Annotated in this window: 15 protein-coding genes; 7 read left to right on the plus strand and 8 right to left on the minus strand. The window is 72.2% G+C overall.

Going from position 1 to position 16,990, the window contains the following annotated elements; genetic code table 11:
* Nucleotides 1-266 precede the first annotated feature (266 nt).
* A complete protein-coding gene (locus tag EIZ62_RS28730) occupies nt 267-554 on the plus strand; it encodes a hypothetical protein (protein WP_156695578.1) in 288 nt (95 codons plus the stop codon).
* A gap of 158 nt (nt 555-712) precedes the next feature.
* Here the strand turns inward: EIZ62_RS28730 and EIZ62_RS28735 are convergent, their stop codons facing one another.
* From EIZ62_RS28735 to EIZ62_RS28755, 5 genes are all read right to left on the minus strand, one after another.
* Nucleotides 713-1,633, minus strand: a complete 921-nt coding sequence (locus EIZ62_RS28735; protein ID WP_244376002.1) for a carbohydrate ABC transporter permease — start codon at nt 1,631-1,633, stop codon at nt 713-715.
* Nucleotides 1,630-2,961 (minus strand): carbohydrate ABC transporter permease, encoded by a 1,332-nt coding sequence (locus EIZ62_RS28740; RefSeq protein WP_156695579.1) that lies wholly within the window; start codon nt 2,959-2,961, stop codon nt 1,630-1,632. Before EIZ62_RS28740 ends, EIZ62_RS28735 begins: the two co-directional genes overlap by 4 nt.
* Nucleotides 2,962-2,966: 5 nt before the next feature.
* Complete coding sequence (locus EIZ62_RS28745; RefSeq protein WP_156695580.1) at nt 2,967-4,292, minus strand: ABC transporter substrate-binding protein; 1,326 nt, start codon at nt 4,290-4,292, stop codon at nt 2,967-2,969.
* The gene (locus EIZ62_RS28750; RefSeq protein ID WP_156695581.1) at nt 4,289-5,980 is read right to left on the minus strand and encodes a glycoside hydrolase family 13 protein; all 1,692 of its coding nucleotides are present in this window, start codon (nt 5,978-5,980) and stop codon (nt 4,289-4,291) included. The genes EIZ62_RS28745 and EIZ62_RS28750 overlap by 4 nt, the downstream gene beginning before the upstream one ends.
* Nucleotides 5,981-6,197: 217 nt before the next feature.
* A complete protein-coding gene (locus EIZ62_RS28755; RefSeq protein WP_156695582.1) occupies nt 6,198-7,472 on the minus strand; it encodes an ABC transporter substrate-binding protein in 1,275 nt (424 codons plus the stop codon).
* Nucleotides 7,473-7,596: 124 nt separating this feature from the next.
* Between EIZ62_RS28755 and EIZ62_RS28760 the strand changes: the two genes are divergently transcribed.
* Genes EIZ62_RS28760 through EIZ62_RS28775 form a run of 4 tightly spaced genes read left to right on the plus strand, consistent with a single transcriptional unit; the run spans nt 7,597 to nt 11,860 of the window.
* Nucleotides 7,597-8,112, plus strand: a complete 516-nt coding sequence (locus EIZ62_RS28760; protein WP_064067144.1) for a PadR family transcriptional regulator — start codon at nt 7,597-7,599, stop codon at nt 8,110-8,112.
* On the plus strand, nt 8,109-8,873 hold the full coding sequence (locus EIZ62_RS28765) for an ABC transporter ATP-binding protein (protein WP_156695583.1): 765 nt from the start codon (nt 8,109-8,111) through the stop codon (nt 8,871-8,873). The genes EIZ62_RS28760 and EIZ62_RS28765 overlap by 4 nt, the downstream gene beginning before the upstream one ends.
* A 6-nt stretch (nt 8,874-8,879) precedes the next feature.
* The gene (locus tag EIZ62_RS28770; RefSeq protein WP_156695584.1) at nt 8,880-11,165 is read left to right on the plus strand and encodes an ABC transporter permease; all 2,286 of its coding nucleotides are present in this window, start codon (nt 8,880-8,882) and stop codon (nt 11,163-11,165) included.
* Between the two features lie 50 nt (nt 11,166-11,215).
* The gene (locus EIZ62_RS28775; protein WP_208828085.1) at nt 11,216-11,860 is read left to right on the plus strand and encodes a thermonuclease family protein; all 645 of its coding nucleotides are present in this window, start codon (nt 11,216-11,218) and stop codon (nt 11,858-11,860) included.
* 14 nt (nt 11,861-11,874) lie between these two features.
* On the opposite strand, the gene EIZ62_RS28780 is transcribed toward EIZ62_RS28775, so the two are convergent.
* Complete coding sequence (locus tag EIZ62_RS28780; protein WP_156695585.1) at nt 11,875-12,360, minus strand: glutathione peroxidase; 486 nt, start codon at nt 12,358-12,360, stop codon at nt 11,875-11,877.
* A 69-nt stretch (nt 12,361-12,429) separates the two neighbouring features.
* On the opposite strand from EIZ62_RS28780, the gene EIZ62_RS28785 reads away from it, so the two are divergent.
* Nucleotides 12,430-12,639: a DUF6011 domain-containing protein gene (locus EIZ62_RS28785; RefSeq protein ID WP_156695586.1), complete on the plus strand. Its 210-nt coding sequence runs from the start codon at nt 12,430-12,432 to the stop codon at nt 12,637-12,639.
* Nucleotides 12,640-12,645: 6 nt separating this feature from the next.
* On the opposite strand, the gene EIZ62_RS28790 is transcribed toward EIZ62_RS28785, so the two are convergent.
* Nucleotides 12,646-13,512 carry an acyl-CoA thioesterase gene (locus EIZ62_RS28790; protein WP_156695587.1) on the minus strand — a complete coding sequence of 289 codons (867 nt, stop codon included), beginning with the start codon at nt 13,510-13,512 and terminating at the stop codon, nt 12,646-12,648.
* Between the two features lie 16 nt (nt 13,513-13,528).
* Complete coding sequence (locus tag EIZ62_RS28795) at nt 13,529-16,102, minus strand: DEAD/DEAH box helicase (protein ID WP_425281856.1); 2,574 nt, start codon at nt 16,100-16,102, stop codon at nt 13,529-13,531.
* Between the two features lie 62 nt (nt 16,103-16,164).
* On the opposite strand from EIZ62_RS28795, the gene EIZ62_RS28800 reads away from it, so the two are divergent.
* On the plus strand, nt 16,165-16,956 hold the full coding sequence (locus EIZ62_RS28800; RefSeq protein ID WP_156695589.1) for a metal-dependent hydrolase: 792 nt from the start codon (nt 16,165-16,167) through the stop codon (nt 16,954-16,956).
* The last annotated feature ends 34 nt before the right edge of the window (nt 16,957-16,990 follow it).

Genomic DNA, 16,990 nt, shown 5'->3' on the forward strand with positions numbered 1-16,990 from the left:
TATCGCGGTCGAGGTTGTGGCCGAGTCGGCCAGCAACACGTCGGGTCGATCGAGCGGTTGCGCCGCGAGGCCGAGCCGGACGATTTGGCTGCTGGTGTGCCTGCTCGGGCACCGGTCGGCGGCACCGAGTGATCGGCGACGGTCCGGGCTGTCAGGAACGACCGCACGGTCGTGACGTAAGTCGTCGGGTATCGGCCGAGTGGCGGCGGCTTCAGGGATACGAGAACATGTCAATCGGGGTCCTTCGGAGATGTGGGAGTGCAGCGATGAAGGCAAAGGCCGCCTGTGGGCCGGAGCGCGACCCTGAATTCTTCCGCGAACTCGACAGAGTCTTCGCGGAGTTCCCCGATGCCGCTGACAGGTATGCGGTGACGTGCCTCGCGGTGGAGCTCGATGTACTGAAGATCGACTTCACCAGGCAGGTAGGGGTCTCGCGCGTCGAGGACGGTCGCGTCGTCACCGAATTCGTCGATCGTGACGAGCCCACTCCGCGTCGCCGCGCCTGCTGTGCGTGGAAGCCCAGTGCGGGGTGCATCAGGCAGTGCGAGGAGTGACCCCTCGTATCAGACGGGCCGGTCCGGCAGCGCGTGAGGGTGTTTGCCCCGCCGCGCAGCCCTCACCGGCCCGACTGCCCATCCGCTGACCCGCCCGAGGGTAGGGGTACGGGCGGCGCGCCTCCCCCGTGAGAGGCGCCCTGCCCGTACCCATGACCTCACTTCACCGAACCGGCCATCACGCCCTGCACGAAGTGCCGCTGGAAGGCGAAGAAGACGACCACCGGCACGATCAGCGAGAGGAACGCGCCGGGCGCCAGCACGTCGATGTTGCTGCCGAACTGCCGGACCTGCGACTGGAGTTCCACGGTCAGCGGCTGCGAGGAGCTGTCGGCGAACAGCAGCGCCACCAGCATGTCGTTCCACACCCACAGGAACTGGAAGATCGCCAGGCTCGCGATGGCCGGGCGGCCCACCGGCAGCACCAGCTGCGTGAAGATCCGCCACTCGCCACCGCCGTCCATGCGCGCCGCCTCCAGCATCTCGCGCGGGATGTCGGCGAAGTAGTTGCGCAGCAGGAACACGGCGAACGGCAGACCGTAGGCGACGTGGAAGAGCACCACGCCCGGGATCGTGCCGAACAGCCCCACCTGCCCGAACATCTTGGCGACCGGCAGCAGACCCACCTGGACCGGGACCACCAGCAGCGCGACCACCAGCAGGAAGATCCAGTCCCGGCCGGGGAACTCCAGCCAGGCGAAGGCGTATCCGGCGAGCGCCGCGATCACCACGACGAGCACCGTCGTGGGCACCGAGATCAGCACCGTGTTCCAGAACGCCCGGGTGATGCCCGCGTTGCCCAGCAGCGTCGTGTAGTTGTCGAGCGACAGCTGGCCGGGGCTGGTGAGCGCCGTCCACCAACCGCTCGCCGCGTTGTCGTTGGCCGAGCGCAGCGAGGACAGCAGCAACCCCGCGACCGGAGTGATCCACACCAGGCCCACCACCGCGAGGAACGCCTGGACCAGGCCGTTGCCCAGCCAGCGGCGGAGCCGGCCGCCCTTCGGCCGGGACGGCGCGGGCCGGGCGGGCGGGGGCGGAGCCGCGGGCTTCGACGGAGGTGCGGTGACGGTCGCGCTCATGACTGGCTCCTGCGGAAGCGGCGGACGTTGAACACCATGGCGGGGATCACCAGCAGCAGGAGCAGTACACCGAGCGCACTGCCGAGCCCCTGGTTGTTGCCGCCGCCGAAGGAGACGAGCCACATCTGGGTGGCGAGGACCGTGGCGTCCTCCTGCACCGGGCCGGGCGCGATGATGTAGATGAGGTCGAAGACCTTCATCACATTGATCACCAGGGTGACGAAGACGACCGTCAGCACTGGCGCCAGCAGCGGCACGGTGATCCGGCGGAACACCTGCCACTCGCTCGCCCCGTCCATCCGGGCCGCCTCCAGCGCGTCACGCGGCAGCGAGGACAGCCCCGCGCCGATCAGCACCATGGCGAAACCGGTCCAGATCCACAGGTAGGCGCCGATGATCGCCGGGGTGACGAGGGCCGGACCGAGCCAGGAGACGCCCTCGTAGGGCGGCGCGAAGTTCGCCGCGGGCAGCCGCACGGTGTACGAACCGTCCGCGAGGTCCGCGAAGCGGTACGACCCGTCGGCCGCCGTCGTCGCCGTGGCGACCGCCTTCCCGTCCCGGACGGCCTCCACCGTCATCCCGGGCAGGCCGCGTTCGGCCGCGTCGACCACTCCGGGCCGGCCCCCGCCGCCGGGCGTGAAGTCCAGGTAGACGGTGCCGCCCACCTCGCCCGCGCCGGCCTTCGCCGGTGCCGCAGGCTCCGCCCCGGCGGGCATCTCCTTGGGTGCCACGCCCACCAGGCCGAGGTTCACCGTGCGGCCCGGGGTCACGGCGTCGGCCGTCCCGTACGAACCGTCCGGCCCCTTCGTCAGACCCTGGTCGTCCCGGGGCCGGGCGCCCGGGTAGGAGGACGCCCCCGAGAAGGTGTCGTGCACGCCGACCACCGCCGCGTTGAGCACACCCTTGTCGGGGTCCTCCTCGTAGGCGAGCCGGAAGATGATGCCCGCCGCCAGGAAGGAGACGGCCATCGGCATGAACAGCAGCAGCTTGAACGCGGTGGCCCAGCGGACCTTCTCCACCAGCACGGCGAGGATCAGGCCGAGCCCGGTCAGCAGCGTCGGGGCGACGACCACCCAGATGGCGCTGTTGCGGATCGCGGTGAGGGTGGCCGGGTCGCGGAACATCTCCGCGTAGTTGTCCCCGCCGACGAAGGTGGTCCCGGCCGCGTCGAAGAAGCTGCGGCCGACCGAGAACAGGACGGGGTAGACGACCAGCGCGCCGAGCAGCAGCAGCGCCGGCAGGACGAAGGCGACGGCGATGGTCCGCCGGCGGCGCTGGGCGCGCCGCCGGGGACTCACGGCCCCCACGGGAGTGGTGAGGGTGGTCATCGTCGTCAGCCCTTGTACGCCTTGGCCGCGGCGGCCTCCAGCGCGGCGGCGGTCGCCGCCGGGTCCGACGGGTCGCGCAGGAAGTCCTGGAGCAGCTTCCACTCGCCGACGCCCTTGGTGCCGCCGAAGGAGGCCGGCGCCTGGTCCGACATGTCGAACCGGACCGAGTCACCCGCGTCGATCAGGGACTGGGCCGTCTTGCGCAGCGTGTCGTCGACGTACGCGGCGAGGTCGAGCTTCTTGTTGGGGGAGAGGAACCCGCCCGCCTCCGCCCACACGGCGGCCGCCTCCGGGGTCGCGAGGTACTCCAGGAAGGCCTCGGCGGCCTTCTGGTTCTTGCCGTCCTTCAGTACAACGGCCGCGTCACCGCCGCTGACGACGGGCGTCTTGCCGCCCGCGACCGCCGGGAACGGGAAGAACGTCGCGTCCTGGCCGATCCGCTTGCCGAACTGGTCCTTGGCGATGCCCGCCACGAAGTCGCCCTCGTACACCATCCCGGCCTCCGGGTCGGGGCCGAAAACCTTCTCCACCGAGCCGGGGAAGTCGGTGCCGAGCGCGCCCTTCTGGCCGCCCGCGATCAGCTTCTTGTCGGAGAACAGCTTGCCGAGGGTGGTCAGGGCCTTCACCACGGTGGGGTCGGTCCACGGGATCTCGTGCTTGGCGAGCTGGTCGTACTTCTCGGGCCCGGCCTGGGAGAGGTAGATGTTCTCGAACCAGTCGGTGAGCGTCCAGCCGTCCTCGCCGGCCACCGCGAAGGCCGCCAGGCCGGAGTCGGACACGGCCCGTCCGCCCTCGAGCATCTCCTCGTACGTCTTCGGCGGCTTCACGCCGGCCTGCTCCAGGGCCTCTGGGCTGTACCAGACGGTCGACTTGTGCGCGGCCTTGAAGTACAGGCCGTACAGCTTGCCGTCGACCGACCCGTAGTCCTTCCAGACCGGCGCGTAGTTGGCGGCGACGGTCTTGCCCGTGGCGGGCGTGAGCGGCTTGAGCCAGCCCTTCTTCGCGAACTGCTGGAGCACGCCGACCTGCGGGACCATCACCACATCGGGGGCGTTGCCACCCTCGATCTTGCTGCCGACGACCGTGGAGACGTTGTCACCGGTCGACGTGAACTGGGTCTTGGCGCCGGTCTTCTCGCTGAAGGCGTCCAGCACCTTCTGGAAGTTCTTCTGCTCGGCGCCGGACCACACACCGGCCACGTTCAGCGTCTGGCCGCTGAACTCCTTGCTGCCGCCGCCCGCGCTCACCGGGCCACCGCCGCAGGCGGTCGCCCCGAGAGCCAGGGTCAGCGCCGAACAGCACGCCATCGCCATCCGTCGTCGCGTGATCATCGTGATACCTCCGGGGTGGTGTGGTCACCGGTCCACCAGGCGGCGGTGGAGCCGGGCAGTACGCCGGCCGGGCAAGGGCCGCTGGACAGCAGGGGGGCGCCGGAGACCGGTGCGGGCACCGGGTCGGCGGTGAAGTTGACGGCGCAGACGAGGCCCTCGCCGCGCTCGAAGGCCAGGACACCGGGCGGCGCCGGAAGCCAGCGCAGCGTGCCCTCGCCCAACTGCGGCAGCCCGTGCCGCAGTTGCAGGCCGTCCCGGTACAGGTGCCAGAACGAGCGGGTGTCGGCGAGCGCCCGGTCGGTGGCGTGCTCGGCGAACCAGCCGGGCTGCGGCAGCCACGGCTTGGCGCTCTCGGCGCCGGTGCTGAAGCCGAACGGCGAGGCGTGCCCCGACCACGGCAGCGGCACGCGGCAGCCGTCGCGGATCCGGGCCCGGCTGCCGGTGCGCCGGAAGATCGGGTCGGTGAGCACCTCGTCCGGCAGGTCCACGACCTCCGGCAGGCCCAGCTCCTCGCCCTGGTAGATGTACGCCGCGCCCGGCAGCGCCAGCATCAGCAGCGCCGCCGCTCGCGCCCGCGAGGCGCCCAGGCCGCTGCCCTCGGTGCCGGACTCGCCGTACCGGGTCACCGTGCGCACCTGGTCGTGGTTGTTGAGCACCCAGGTGACGGTGGAGCCGGTGCCCGCGATGTCGCGGATCGCCTCGTCGATCACCGCGCGGAAGGTCCCCGCGTCCCAGGGCGCGCTCAGCAGGTCGAAGAAGAACGCCTGGTGCAGCTCGTCGGGGCGGACGTACTTGGCGTGCTCACGGGCGCTGGGCACCGAGACCTCGCCGACCAGGAGCCGCTCGCGGCCGTCCCGGGCCGTGTACTCCTCGCACACCGCGCGCCAGTGGCGCCACACGTCGTGCACCTCGGGCTGGTTCCACGCGAGCGGGTTGACCGAGTCGCGGGTGCGGGCGTCGGCCTCGGGGTCGGGGGAGTCCGGCAGGTCGGGGTGCTTGAACAGGCCGGCGGCCACGTCGATGCGGAAGCCGTCGACGCCCCGGTCCAGCCAGAAGCGGAGGACCTCGTCGAAGTGGGCGGGCACCTCGGGGTTGCGCCAGTTGAGGTCGGGCTGGTCGGGCGTGAACATGTGCAGGTACCACTGGCCGGGCGTGCCGTCCGGCTCGGTCACCCGGCTCCAGGCCGGTCCGCCGAACATGGCGTGCCAGTTGTTGGGCGGGACGTCCCCGCCCGGGCCGCGGCCCTCGGCGAAGTGGAACCGGGCGCGGGCCTCGCCGCCCGGGCCGGAGGCGAGCGCCTCACGGAACCAGGCGTGCTCGCTGGAGCAGTGGTTGGGGACGATGTCCAGCAGGACCTTGACCCCGAGCCGGCGGGCGTCGGCCACCAGCCGGCCGAACTCGTCGAGGTCGCCGAAGACGGGGTCCACGTCGCAGTAGTCGGCGACGTCGTAGCCGTGGTCGGCCTGCGGTGACGGGTAGAACGGGCTCAGCCAGATGCCGTCGACGCCGAGCTTCTTCAGGTACGGCAGGCCGGCCCGGACCCCGGCGAGGTCGCCGATGCCGTCACCGGTGCTGTCCAGGAAGCTGCGGACGTACACCTGATAGATCACCGCGTCGCGCCACCAGGGGTGGGCGGACCGGTGCGTGAGGTGCTGCGAGAGGCCGTCGTCGGCCGGAGCGGTGAGCATCACCCGTTGACCTGTTTCTTCGTGAAGGGGTGCACGCCATCCAGAGCGGGTAGCGGTTATGCATGCATGTTAAGTAGCGGTGACAAGAGGGTGTCAACGATGGTGCGGAAATCCGCGAAATAGAGCGGCTTATGTCCGGTTATGCCGTAGGAATCGTTCGCCTGCGGTTACCTAACAAGTAACTATCTGGGTGAACGAACGACGCGTCGGCGACGCGTCAGCGGCGGCGCGCGATGGCCGCGAGTTCGCCCGCCAGCCGCCGCACGGCGGCCGCGGACGTCTGCCCCTGCGCCATGGCGTCGTGCACCACGGCCTGCACGGCGAGACTGACCTGCTCGTAGTGCGGGCTCTTGGGGCGCGGGGCGGCCGTCAGCAGACTCGCCCGTAGCGCCGGCAGGTAAGGGAACCGCCGCACCAGTGCGGGATCCTCGTACAGCGCGGCCCGCACCGGCGGCAGGGCGCCCTCGGTCAGCACGCGGCGCTGCACCCGCTCGCTCGTGAGGTACGCGATGAGGTCACGCGCCGACTCCGGGTGCCGCGCATGGCTGCTCACCGCCAGGCTGGACCCGCCCAGCACGCTCGTACCCGGCCCGTCCGTGCCCGGCAGCGGCACCGCGCCGAACCTCCCGGCCACCTTCGAGTCCTCGCCCGACGCCCCGGCATAGGCGTACGGCCAGTTCCGCAGGAACAGCAGCCGGCCGTCCTGGAACGCCTGCCGCGACTCCTCCTCCGTGTACGCGAGCGCCTCCCGGGGAATCCAGCCGTCCCGGACGCCCCGCGTCAGGAAGCCGATGCCCGCGCGCGCCGCGGGCGAGTCGACCGTGACCCGCTCGCCGTCGTCCCCGAGGATGCTGCCGCCCGCCGAGTACACGGCCTCGGCGGCGTTCACCGTCAGCCCCTCGTACGGCAGGAACTGGCCCGCGTACCCGCCGAGCCCGTACCGCGGCGCGACCGTCCGCGCCTGGCGTTCCAGCTCCGCCCAGGTCCGCGGCGGCCGTTCGCCCGCCTTCTCCAGGACGTCCTTGCGGTAGAACAGCATCCCGGCGTTGGTGACGTACGGGACCGCGTACAGCTTCCCGTCGTACGTGGCCGTGTCCACCACCGGCGGCAGGAAGCTCCCCAGCGGGAACCGCGCCCGGTCCAGCGGCGCGATCCACCCGGCGGCGGCGAACTCCGACGTCCAGGCCACATCGATGTTGAGGACGTCGAACCGGCCCGCCCCCGACCGCAGATCCGTGATCATCTGGGACCGGGTCTCGTCCGCCGAGTCCGGTAGCTCGACCAGTGTGACCCTCTCGCCCGGGTGCGCCCGGTTCCAGCCGTCCAGCACCCGGCCCAGATAACCGGTGAGGTCACCGGCCGTGGCCAGCGTCATCGGACCGCGCCCGCCCTCCGGGGTCCCGCCCGCCGGGGCGGTGCCGGACGCCGCGTAACCGGTCAGAACGACCAGGACCGCGAGGAGACCCCTACCCGCGGCACGTATCCACCGCATAGGTTCCTCCCTGTGCACCCGGCGCAGGACATCGGCGTCCGCGTCTCGGGCATGTATACCCGTTAGGCATGGGCGATACTAGAGCCCACATCACATCGGGAGCACGCGGAGGAGGACGACACGGGTGCGCCTTCCCCTCCTCGCGCTCCTGGCCCGCGGCCCCGCCCACGGGTACGAGCTCAAGCAGGACCTTGAGCAACTGCTGGGCGCCGCGTACCCTCCCACCAACGTCGGCCAGATCTACGTCACCCTCGGCCGGCTGGAGAAGTCCGGACTCATCGAGGGCGAGGAGATCGCCCAGGAGAGCCGGCCCAACAAGAAGATCTACCGTCTCACCGACGCGGGGCAGGAAGCGCTCCGCGCCTGGTTCGAGGAGACGGCCGACGAACCGAGGGTCCGGGACGAGTTCTTCATGAAACTCGCCCTCGCCCCCCGCACCGGGCTCGCCGACCAGATCGCCCTCATCAACCGACAGCGACGCGAGTACCTCAACACCATGCGCAACCTCTCCAAGCTGGCCGCGACCGAAGACCGCGACAACCGCATATCGCACCTGCTGATCGAGGGCGCCATGCTCCACCTCCAGGCCGACCTCGACTGGCTGGAGCGCTGCCAGGAGGAACTGGAGGACCTGCGATGACGGACACCTCCACGCCCGAGCCCCTGCTGCGCGCCGAGGGCCTGGTCAAGACCCACCACGGCGAAGGCGCCCCCGCCCGCGCGGTGCGCGGCGTCGACCTCCACGTACGGCACGGCGAGTTCGTGGCCGTCACCGGCCCCTCCGGCGCCGGCAAGTCCACCCTCCTGCACCTGCTCGGCGGACTCCAGCGCCCCGACAGCGGCTCGCTGTGGCTCGACGGGGAACGCACCGACGACTACAGCGAGGCACGCTGGGCGGTCGAACGGCGCCGCCGCATCGGCATCGTCTTCCAGTTCTTCAACCTGGTCTCCAACCTCACCGTCGCCGACAACGTCGAACTCCCCGCCCTCCTGGCCGGCACCCCCGCCCGGCAGGCCCGCGCCGAACGCGTCGAGCTCCTCGCCGAACTCGGCCTGGAAGGCAAGGAGCGCAGCATGCCCGGCGAACTGTCCGGCGGCGAACAGCAGCGCGTCGCCCTCGCCCGCGCCCTCGTCAACCACCCCCGCCTGCTCCTCGCCGACGAACCCGCCGGCAGCCTCGACAGCAAGGGCACCCGCGAGGTCATGCGGCTGCTGACCCGCTTCCACCAGCGCGGCCAGAGCATCGTCCTCGTCACCCACGACGCCCGGCTCGCCAGCGCCGCCGACCGCGTCATCAGCTTCTTCGACGGGCGCATCGCCGACGACGCCGAACTCGGCGGGACCCCGCCCCGCCGCACCGGCCCGGCCGGCGTGATCGACCTGACCGAACCGAAGGGCTGACCGGCGGTGCGGGCCATGCTGCGCTGGGCGCACGCCGATCTGCGGACCCACCGCGGCGAGGCGCTGTTCCTCGTCGCCGCCACCGCCGGGATCGTCGCCTCCCTCCTGCTGGCGACTGCCCTCTTCGGCTACGCCACCAACCCCTGGCAGCGGGTCTTCACCCAGTCCGCGGGCGCCCACGTCTGGATCCACACCGGGCCCGCCGCCGACACCGGCCGGCTCACCAAGCTCGACGGTGTCGCCGACGTCTCCGGCCCCTACCGCACCGCCACCACCACCGTCGCCTCGCGCGGCGCCCGGGCCGGCGTCGAACTCCGCGCCACGGGCGCCACCCCGCCCGCCACGGGCCGCCCCCTGATCACCTCCGGCCGCTGGCTCGACCCGGCCACCCCCGACGGCGTCGTCCTCGAAGCGGGCCTCGCCCGCACCCTGTGGGCCGAACCCGGCGACCGCCTCACCGTCGCCGGCCGCACCCTCACCGTCCTCGGCGTCGCCGAGACCGCCGAGCGCCGCCACCGCCCCGGCGAACGCCCCGGCACCATCTGGGCCCTGCCCCGCGCCGTCCCCGAGGACCGCAGCGCCGGACAGGTCGTCGGACTGCGGCTCGCCGACCCCGACGACACCGACTACACGGTCCAGCGCGCCGTCACCACGCTCGGCGCCGGCGCCGTCAACGACGTCTCCACCTGGCAGCAGGCCCGCGCCGACGCACAGGGCGACACCAGACTGCTCGGCCAGGTCCTCGGGCTCTTCGGCCTCGGCGCCCTCGTCGCCGCCGCACTCGCCGTGTTCGGCGCCATCACCACCCGGGTGCGCGGACACCTCAGGGACATCTCCGTCCTCAAGGCCGTAGGGTTCACCCCCGGCCAGGTCGTACGGATCTTCCTCGTCCAGCACCTGGCGTTCGCCGTGTTCGGCGCCGCCTCGGCCGTGGTCCTCGTCCGCGCCCTCGGCGCCCGGCTGCCCGGCCGGCTCGGCGACGCCGTCCAGGTCTGGCAGGGCCTGCCCGGCCACCTCCCGGCCCTCCTGCTCGTCCCCGCCGCCGCCGTGCTGTTCATCGGGGCGGGCACCTGCCTGGCCGCCTGGCGAGCCGGCCGCGTTCCCCCCGTACCGGTGCTGCCCGCGGCCGCCGCCCCGGGCGGCGGCCTCTCCGGCGCGGCCAGGCGGGCCCTCGGAGTGCGCGTCCCGCCCGCGCTGGTCCTCGGCTGGCACCGGGCCTTCGGGCGCGGCCGCCGCGCCCCGGCGACCGTCGTGCGGCTCGCCCTGCCCCTGCTGCTGATCACCGTGGCGCTCGGGGCGTGGACGACCATCGAACGCTTCGACAGCCGCCCCGAGCAGGTCGGCCTCGCCGCCGCGCTCACCGCCCGCCCCGACGCCACGCTCACCGACCGCGAGGCGGCCGCCCTGCTCGGGGCGAACCCGGACGTCACCGCCGCGCACCCCGGCCTGGAGGTCGCCGCCCTCGTCCCCGGCCAGACCGGCACCATCGCCCTGCGCGGCCTCGGCACCCACGAGCAGCCCTACCCGTACTCCGTCGCCGAGGGCCGGCCCGCGCACGGCCCCGACGAGGCCGTCGCCGGACAGGGCCTGCTCGACCTGCTCGACGCCCGCGTCGGCGACTGGGTACGCCTGACCGTCGGCGGCCACCCGCAGGTGCTGCACCTCGTGGGCCGCAGCATCGAACCGGAGAACGGCGGCCGCACCGTCTCCACCTCGCTCGACACCCTCCGCGAGAACGACCCCGGCCTGCGCCCCAGCCTCTACCAGCTCCAGCTGCGCCCCGGCGCCGACCCCGGCCGGGTGGCCGCCGCCCTCACCGAAGCCTCCGCCGGCCGGCTCGACGTCCACGAGGTCACCAGCCCCGCCGACCGCCTCTCCGCCCTGCGCGGAGTCGTCGCCGGACTGATCGCGGTCCTCGCCCTCATCGGCCTCACCGAACTGTCCACCGCCATCGGCGGCACCGTCCGCGACGGCGAACGCGACCTGCTCGCCCTCAAGGCCATCGGCCTCTCCCCACGCCAGATCACCGGCGTCACGGTCACCGCCACCGGCTGCACCGCGCTGGCCGCCGCCCTCCTCGGCACCGCGCTCGGCGTCCCGTTCGCCCACTGGCTGATCGACCACGAGGCCCACGCCACCGGCATCGGCGCCGGCATCGCCCACGCCCCGCCGCCGCTCGCCCTCCTGGCGCTCGTCGCGGCCGCCGTCGCCGGCGCGGTCGCCCTCGCCGCCCTCCCCGCCGCCCGCGCCACCCGCCGCCGCCTCGCGGACACCCTCAGCGCGGTGGCCTGACCCGCCCCGGCGGTGCTGTACTGGAGGACACCCCTCGAACAGGGGGCGACATGCGCCCGAGGCGCCCCTGGCTCACCGCACTGCTCGCCGCGCTGGTCGCCGTCCTCGCGTTCGGCGGGCTGGGCGCGCTGCTCGAAGCGACGAAGGACGACTCCGCGTCCACCCGGCCCGCCGCCGTCGAAGAGGCCCGGTCACCGGCCGAATCCCCGCGCCCGCCCCCGCCCGCCGACGCCGAGCCGCCACCCGGCCGGGCCCCGGTCCCGGCGGCCGGCCTCGTGGTCGTTCGGGTGATCGACGGCGACACCGTCGAAGTGCGCGGAGACGGCCGGGTCGTCCCGGCCGGTACCACGGCGAGCGTGCGGCTCCTCGAGGTCGACACCCCCGAAAGGGGCGACTGCTTCAGCGAGGAGGCCACCGCCCGCACCGAGCAGCTGCTGCCGCCCGGCAGCAGGCTCCGGGCGGAGGTCGACGAGGACCTCAAGGACCCCTACGACCGCTACCTGCTCTACGTGTGGAACGCCGAGGGCGTGTTCGTGAACGAGGCCCTCGTCCGCGGCGGCTACGCCCGAGCCGTGCTGTACGAGCCCAACGACAAGTACTGGCCCGAGCTGTCCCGGGCCCAGAGCGCCGCCCGGGCGTCCGGCGCCGGCCTGTGGGACCACTGCGCGGACACCTCGGAACCCCCACCCGGGTAATCTTCCGGGCCGCGTCAGGCGGAGAGCCGCGCCTCGATCGCCGTGACCAGCTCGGCCGCCTCCGGCTCCGTGCGCGGGCGGAAGCGGGTGACCTCGCCCTGCGGGGAGATCAGGAACTTCTCGAAGTTCCACTGGACGTCGCCCGCCTCACCGGCCGCGTCCGCCGTCTTCGTCAGCTCCTCGTAGAGCGGGTGCCGGTCCGGGCCGTTGACGTCGGTCTTCTCCAGCATCGGGAACGTCACGCCGTACGTCGCCGAGCAGAACGTGCCGATCTCCTCCGCCGAGCCCGGCTCCTGGCCGCCGAACTGGTTGCACGGCACGCCCAGCACCGTGAAGCCGCGGTCGCCGTAGGTCTTCTGGAGCCGCTCCAGACCCTCGTACTGCGGGGTCAGGCCGCACTTCGAGGCGACGTTGACCACCAGGACCACCTTGCCCTTGTGGGCGCTCAGGGTCGTCGGGTCACCGGACAGGGTGCGCAGCGGGATGTCGTACAGGGACATGCGGGACTCCTCCTCGAAACAACGTGCGACAGGTCGATCAGATCACGCCGGCCTGGTAGACAGGCAAGCATGCAGCATGACGCGCTCCTGCCCGGGGCCGACGACGAGGACACCGGGCCCCGACCGGTGCGGTGCCGGCTGTGCGGACGCCCGCTGACCGGCGCCGGCTCCCGGCGCACCGGGCTCGGGCCCGCCTGCGACGCCAAGCTGCACCCGGCGGGGCCCGGCATCAGGACCCGTCGCCACGAGGTCGAGCAGGACGCGCTGCCCGGCCTGTAGGCGCGGTCAGAGGCGGCGGAACAGACCCTCCTGCACCACCGACACCAGCAGCCTGCCCTCCCGGTCGTAGATCCGGCCGCGCGCCAGACCCCGTCCACCCGTGGCGATCGGGGACTCCTGGTCGTACAGGAACCACTCGTCGGTACGGAACGGGCGGTGGAACCACATCGCGTGGTCCAGCGACGCCATGTCGAACCCGCGCGGACCCCACAGCGGCTCGACCGGGATGCGGACCGCGTCCAGCAGCGTCATGTCCGAGGCGTACGTCAGGGCGCAGGTGTGCACGAGCGGGTCGTCGCCCAGCGGGCCGACCGCGCGCATCCACACCGCGCTGCGCGGATCGGCGTCCTTGACCTCCTCCGCCGACCAGCGCAGCCGGTCGGTGTACCGGATGTCGAACGGCATGCGCCGGGCCATCCGCTCCATCGCCTCCGGCAGCGCGCCCAGGTGCTCGCGCACCTCGTCCGCCACCGACGGCAGGTCCTCCGGCGGCGGGAAGTCCAGCCGCGGCGGCAGCTGGTGCTCGAAGCCCGCCTCCTCCGGCTGGTGGAACGACGCCGTCAGATTGAAGATCGTCTTGCCGCGCTGCACGGCGGTCACCCGCCGCGTGGTGAACGACCGCCCGTCACGCACCCGCTCGACCTGGTACACGATCGGCAGCCCCGGGATCCCGGGCCGCAGGAAGTACGCGTGCAGCGAGTGCACCGGGCGGTCGCCGTCCGTGGTGCGGCCGGCCGCGACCAGGGCCTGGCCGGCGACCTGCCCGCCGAAGACCCGTTGCAAAGACTCCTCGGGGCTGGCGCCACGGAAGATGTTGACCTCGATCTGCTCCAGGTCGAGCAGGTCGACGAGTCTCTCGGCGGGGTTGGTCATCCGCATTCCTCTCTGGTCAGAGCTGGCCGACGTCGGTGACGCGGACGACCGCCCGGCCCTCCTCGTCCGAGGCGGCCAGGTCCACCTCCGCGCTGATGCCCCAGTCGTGGTCGCCGTTGGGGTCGGCGAACGTCTGCCGCACGCGCCACAGGCCGTGCGCCGGATCCTCCTCGATGGACAGCAGCTTGGGCCCGCGCGCGTCCGGCCCGGTGCCCAGGTCCTCGTACTCGTCCCAGTACGCGTCCATCGCCTCGCCCCACGCGTCCTCGTCCCAGCCTGACTCGGCGTCCATCTCGCCCAGTTCGCGGACCAGGTCCAGCGCGGCCAGCTCCACCCGGCGGAACATCGCGTTGCGCACCAGCACCCGGAAGGCGCGGGCGTTGGCGGTGACCGGCTTGACCTGGTCGGCCTTCTCCTGGGCCTCCTCGGCGGTCTCGACCTCCGGGTTGGCCAGCTGCTCCCACTCGTCCAGCAGCGAGGAGTCCACCTGCCGCACCATCTCGCCCAGCCAGGCGATCAGGTCCTCCAGGTCCTCCGTCTTCAGGTCGTCCGGGATGGTGTGGTCCAGCGCCTTGTACGCCGACGCCAGGTACCGCAGCACGATGCCCTCGGTGCGCGCCAGCTCGTAGAAGGACGTGAACTCCGTGAAGGTCAGCGCCCGCTCGTACATGTCCCGGATGACGGACTTCGGCGAGACGGGATGGTCGCCGACCCACGGGTGGGACTTCCGGTACGTGTAGTACCCGTGCCACAGCAGCTCTTCCAGCGGCTTCGGGTACGTGACCTCCTGGAGCCGCTCCATCCGCTCCTCGTACTCGACACCGTCCGCCTTCATCGCGCCGACCGCCTCGCCGCGCGCCTTGTTCTGCTGGGCGGCGAGGATCTGGCGCGGGTCGTCCAGCGTCGACTCGACCACCGACACCATGTCCAGCGCGTACGACGGGGACTCCGGGTCCAGCAGGTCGAAGGCCGCCAGCGCGAACGTGGACAGCGGCTGGTTCAGCGCGAAGTCCTGCTGGAGGTCGACGGTGAGCCGGATCCTGCGGCCCTCGGCGTCGGGGGCGTCGAGCTGCTCGACCACCCCGCCGTCGAGCAGGGAGCGGTAGATCGCGATGGCACGGCGGATGTGGCGCAGCTGGTTCCGGCGCGGCTCGTGGTTGTCCTCCAGGAGCCTGCGCATCGCCGTGAAGGCGTCGCCGGGCCGGGCGATCACCGACAGCAGCATGGTGTGGGTGACGCGGAAACGGGAGGTCAGCGGCTCCGGCTCGGAGGCGATCAGCTTCTCGAAGGTGTTCTCGGTCCAGCCGACGAAACCCTCCGGTGCCTTCTTGCGCACCACCTTGCGGCGCTTCTTCGGGTCGTCGCCCGCCTTGGCGAGGGCCTTCTCGTTCTCGATGACGTGCTCCGGGGCCTGGGCGACCACGAACCCGGCCGTGTCGAAGCCCGCGCGCCCCGCCCGGCCCGCGATCTGGTGGAACTCGCGCGCCCGCAGGGTCCGCACCCGGCTGCCGTCGTACTTGGTGAGCGCGGTGAACAGCACCGTGCGGATCGGGACGTTGACCCCGACACCCAGCGTGTCCGTACCGCAGATCACCTTCAGCAGCCCCGCCTGCGCCAGCTTCTCCACCAGGCGACGGTACTTGGGCAGCATGCCCGCGTGGTGCACACCGATGCCGTGCCGTACGTACCGGGACAGGTTCTTGCCGAACGTGGTGGTGAAGCGGAAGTTGCCGATCAGCTCGGCGATCCGGTCCTTCTCCTCGCGCGAGCACATGTTGATGCTCATCAGCGACTGCGCCCGCTCCACCGCCTGCGCCTGCGTGAAGTGCACGATGTACACCGGTGCCTGCTTGGTCTCCAGCAGCTCGGTCAGCGTCTCGGTGATGGGCGTGAGCCGGTACTCGTACGACAGCGGGACCGGCCGGGTCGCCGAGCGGACCACCGAGGTGGGACGGCCGGTGCGGCGCGTGAGGTCCTTCTCGAACATCGAGACGTCACCCAGCGTCGCCGACATCAGGACGAACTGTGCCTGCGGCAGCTCCAGCAGCGGGATCTGCCAGGCCCAGCCGCGGTCCGGCTCGGCGTAGAAGTGGAACTCGTCCATCACGACCTGGCCGATGTCCGCGTCCTTGCCGTCACGCAGCGCGATCGACGCCAGCACCTCGGCGGTGCAGCAGATCACCGGAGCGTCGGCGTTCACGGACGCGTCGCCGGTGAGCATGCCCACGTTCTCGGTGCCGAAGAGCTTGCACAGGTCGAAGAACTTCTCCGACACCAGCGCCTTGATCGGCGCGGTGTAGAAGGTCACCTGGTCGTTCGCCAGGGCGGTGAAGTGCGCACCCGCCGCGACCAGCGACTTTCCGGAGCCGGTGGGGGTGGAGAGGATCACGTTCGCCCCCGACACCACCTCGATCAGCGCCTCCTCCTGAGCCGGGTACAGGGTGATGCCCCGTCCTTCGGCCCATGACGAGAAGGCCTCGAAGAGGGCATCGGGGTCGGCGTCCGGCGGCAGCTGATCGATAAGGGTCACGCCCCCATCTTGCCTGTCCCGGGTCCCGAAGCGGGAACCGGCCGCCGAAGTGAAGATCACGAACGGTAGGCTGTCCCGTCAACGGGGTGCACGACAAGAGCAAACGGGGCGGGGGACGCACGATGATGGGACCGGCGCACTCACTCTCCGGCGCTGCGGCCTGGCTGGGGGTGGGGGCCGCGACCGCCGCGGCGGGCCACCCGATGCCCTGGCCGGTGCTCGTCGTCGGCGCCCTGATCTGCGCCGGTGCGGCGCTCGCGCCCGACCTCGACCACAAGTCGGCCACCATCTCGCGGGCCTTCGGCCCGATCTCCCGCGCCATCTGCGAGATCGTCGACAAGCTGTCGTACGCCGTCTACAAGGCCACCAAGACGAGGGCCGACGCCCGCCGCACCGGCGGCCACCGCACGCTCACCCACACCTGGGTGTGGGCCGTGCTGTGCGGCGCCGGCGCGTCCGTGCTGGCGATCACCGGCGGCCGCTGGGCGGTCCTCGGCATCCTCTTCGTCCACCTGGTGCTGGCGGTGGAGGGGCTGCTGTGGCGGGCGGCCCGGGTGTCCAGCGACGTCCTGGTGTGGCTGCTGGGCGCCACCAGCGCGTGGATCCTCGCGGGCGTCCTGGACAAGCCCGGCAACGGCGCCGACTGGCTGTTCACCGCGCCCGGGCAGGAGTACCTGTGGCTGGGCCTGCCGATCGTGCTCGGCGCCCTGGTCCACGACATCGGCGACGCCCTGACCGTCTCGGGCTGCCCGGTCCTGTGGCCCATCCCGGTCAAGGGCAAGCGCTGGTACCCGGTCGGCCCGCCCAAGGGGATGCGCTTCCGGGCGGGCAGCTGGGTGGAGCTCAAGGTGCTGATGCCCGCGTTCATGCTGCTGGGCGGCTTCGGCGGCGCCTCCGCGCTGGGATTCATCTGACCGGCCTCGGGGTGATCGTCACCAGCTCTCCGTC

It is taken from the genome of Streptomyces ficellus, from assembly GCF_009739905.1.
Taxonomy (GTDB): Bacteria; Actinomycetota; Actinomycetes; order Streptomycetales; family Streptomycetaceae; genus Streptomyces; species Streptomyces ficellus_A.

Coding starts and splice junctions, on each gene's coding strand:
- EIZ62_RS28730 (WP_156695578.1), top strand. CDS start 267: ATGAAGGCAAAGGCCGCCTGTGGGCCGGAGCGCGACCCTGAATTCTTC.
- EIZ62_RS28735 (WP_244376002.1), bottom strand. CDS start 1,633: ATGAGCGCGACCGTCACCGCACCTCCGTCGAAGCCCGCGGCTCCGCCC.
- EIZ62_RS28740 (WP_156695579.1), bottom strand. CDS start 2,961: ATGACCACCCTCACCACTCCCGTGGGGGCCGTGAGTCCCCGGCGGCGC.
- EIZ62_RS28745 (WP_156695580.1), bottom strand. CDS start 4,292: ATGATCACGCGACGACGGATGGCGATGGCGTGCTGTTCGGCGCTGACC.
- EIZ62_RS28750 (WP_156695581.1), bottom strand. CDS start 5,980: ATGCTCACCGCTCCGGCCGACGACGGCCTCTCGCAGCACCTCACGCAC.
- EIZ62_RS28755 (WP_156695582.1), bottom strand. CDS start 7,472: ATGCGGTGGATACGTGCCGCGGGTAGGGGTCTCCTCGCGGTCCTGGTC.
- EIZ62_RS28765 (WP_156695583.1), top strand. CDS start 8,109: ATGACGGACACCTCCACGCCCGAGCCCCTGCTGCGCGCCGAGGGCCTG.
- EIZ62_RS28775 (WP_208828085.1), top strand. CDS start 11,216: ATGCGCCCGAGGCGCCCCTGGCTCACCGCACTGCTCGCCGCGCTGGTC.
- EIZ62_RS28780 (WP_156695585.1), bottom strand. CDS start 12,360: ATGTCCCTGTACGACATCCCGCTGCGCACCCTGTCCGGTGACCCGACG.
- EIZ62_RS28785 (WP_156695586.1), top strand. CDS start 12,430: ATGCAGCATGACGCGCTCCTGCCCGGGGCCGACGACGAGGACACCGGG.
- EIZ62_RS28790 (WP_156695587.1), bottom strand. CDS start 13,512: ATGACCAACCCCGCCGAGAGACTCGTCGACCTGCTCGACCTGGAGCAG.
- EIZ62_RS28800 (WP_156695589.1), top strand. CDS start 16,165: ATGATGGGACCGGCGCACTCACTCTCCGGCGCTGCGGCCTGGCTGGGG.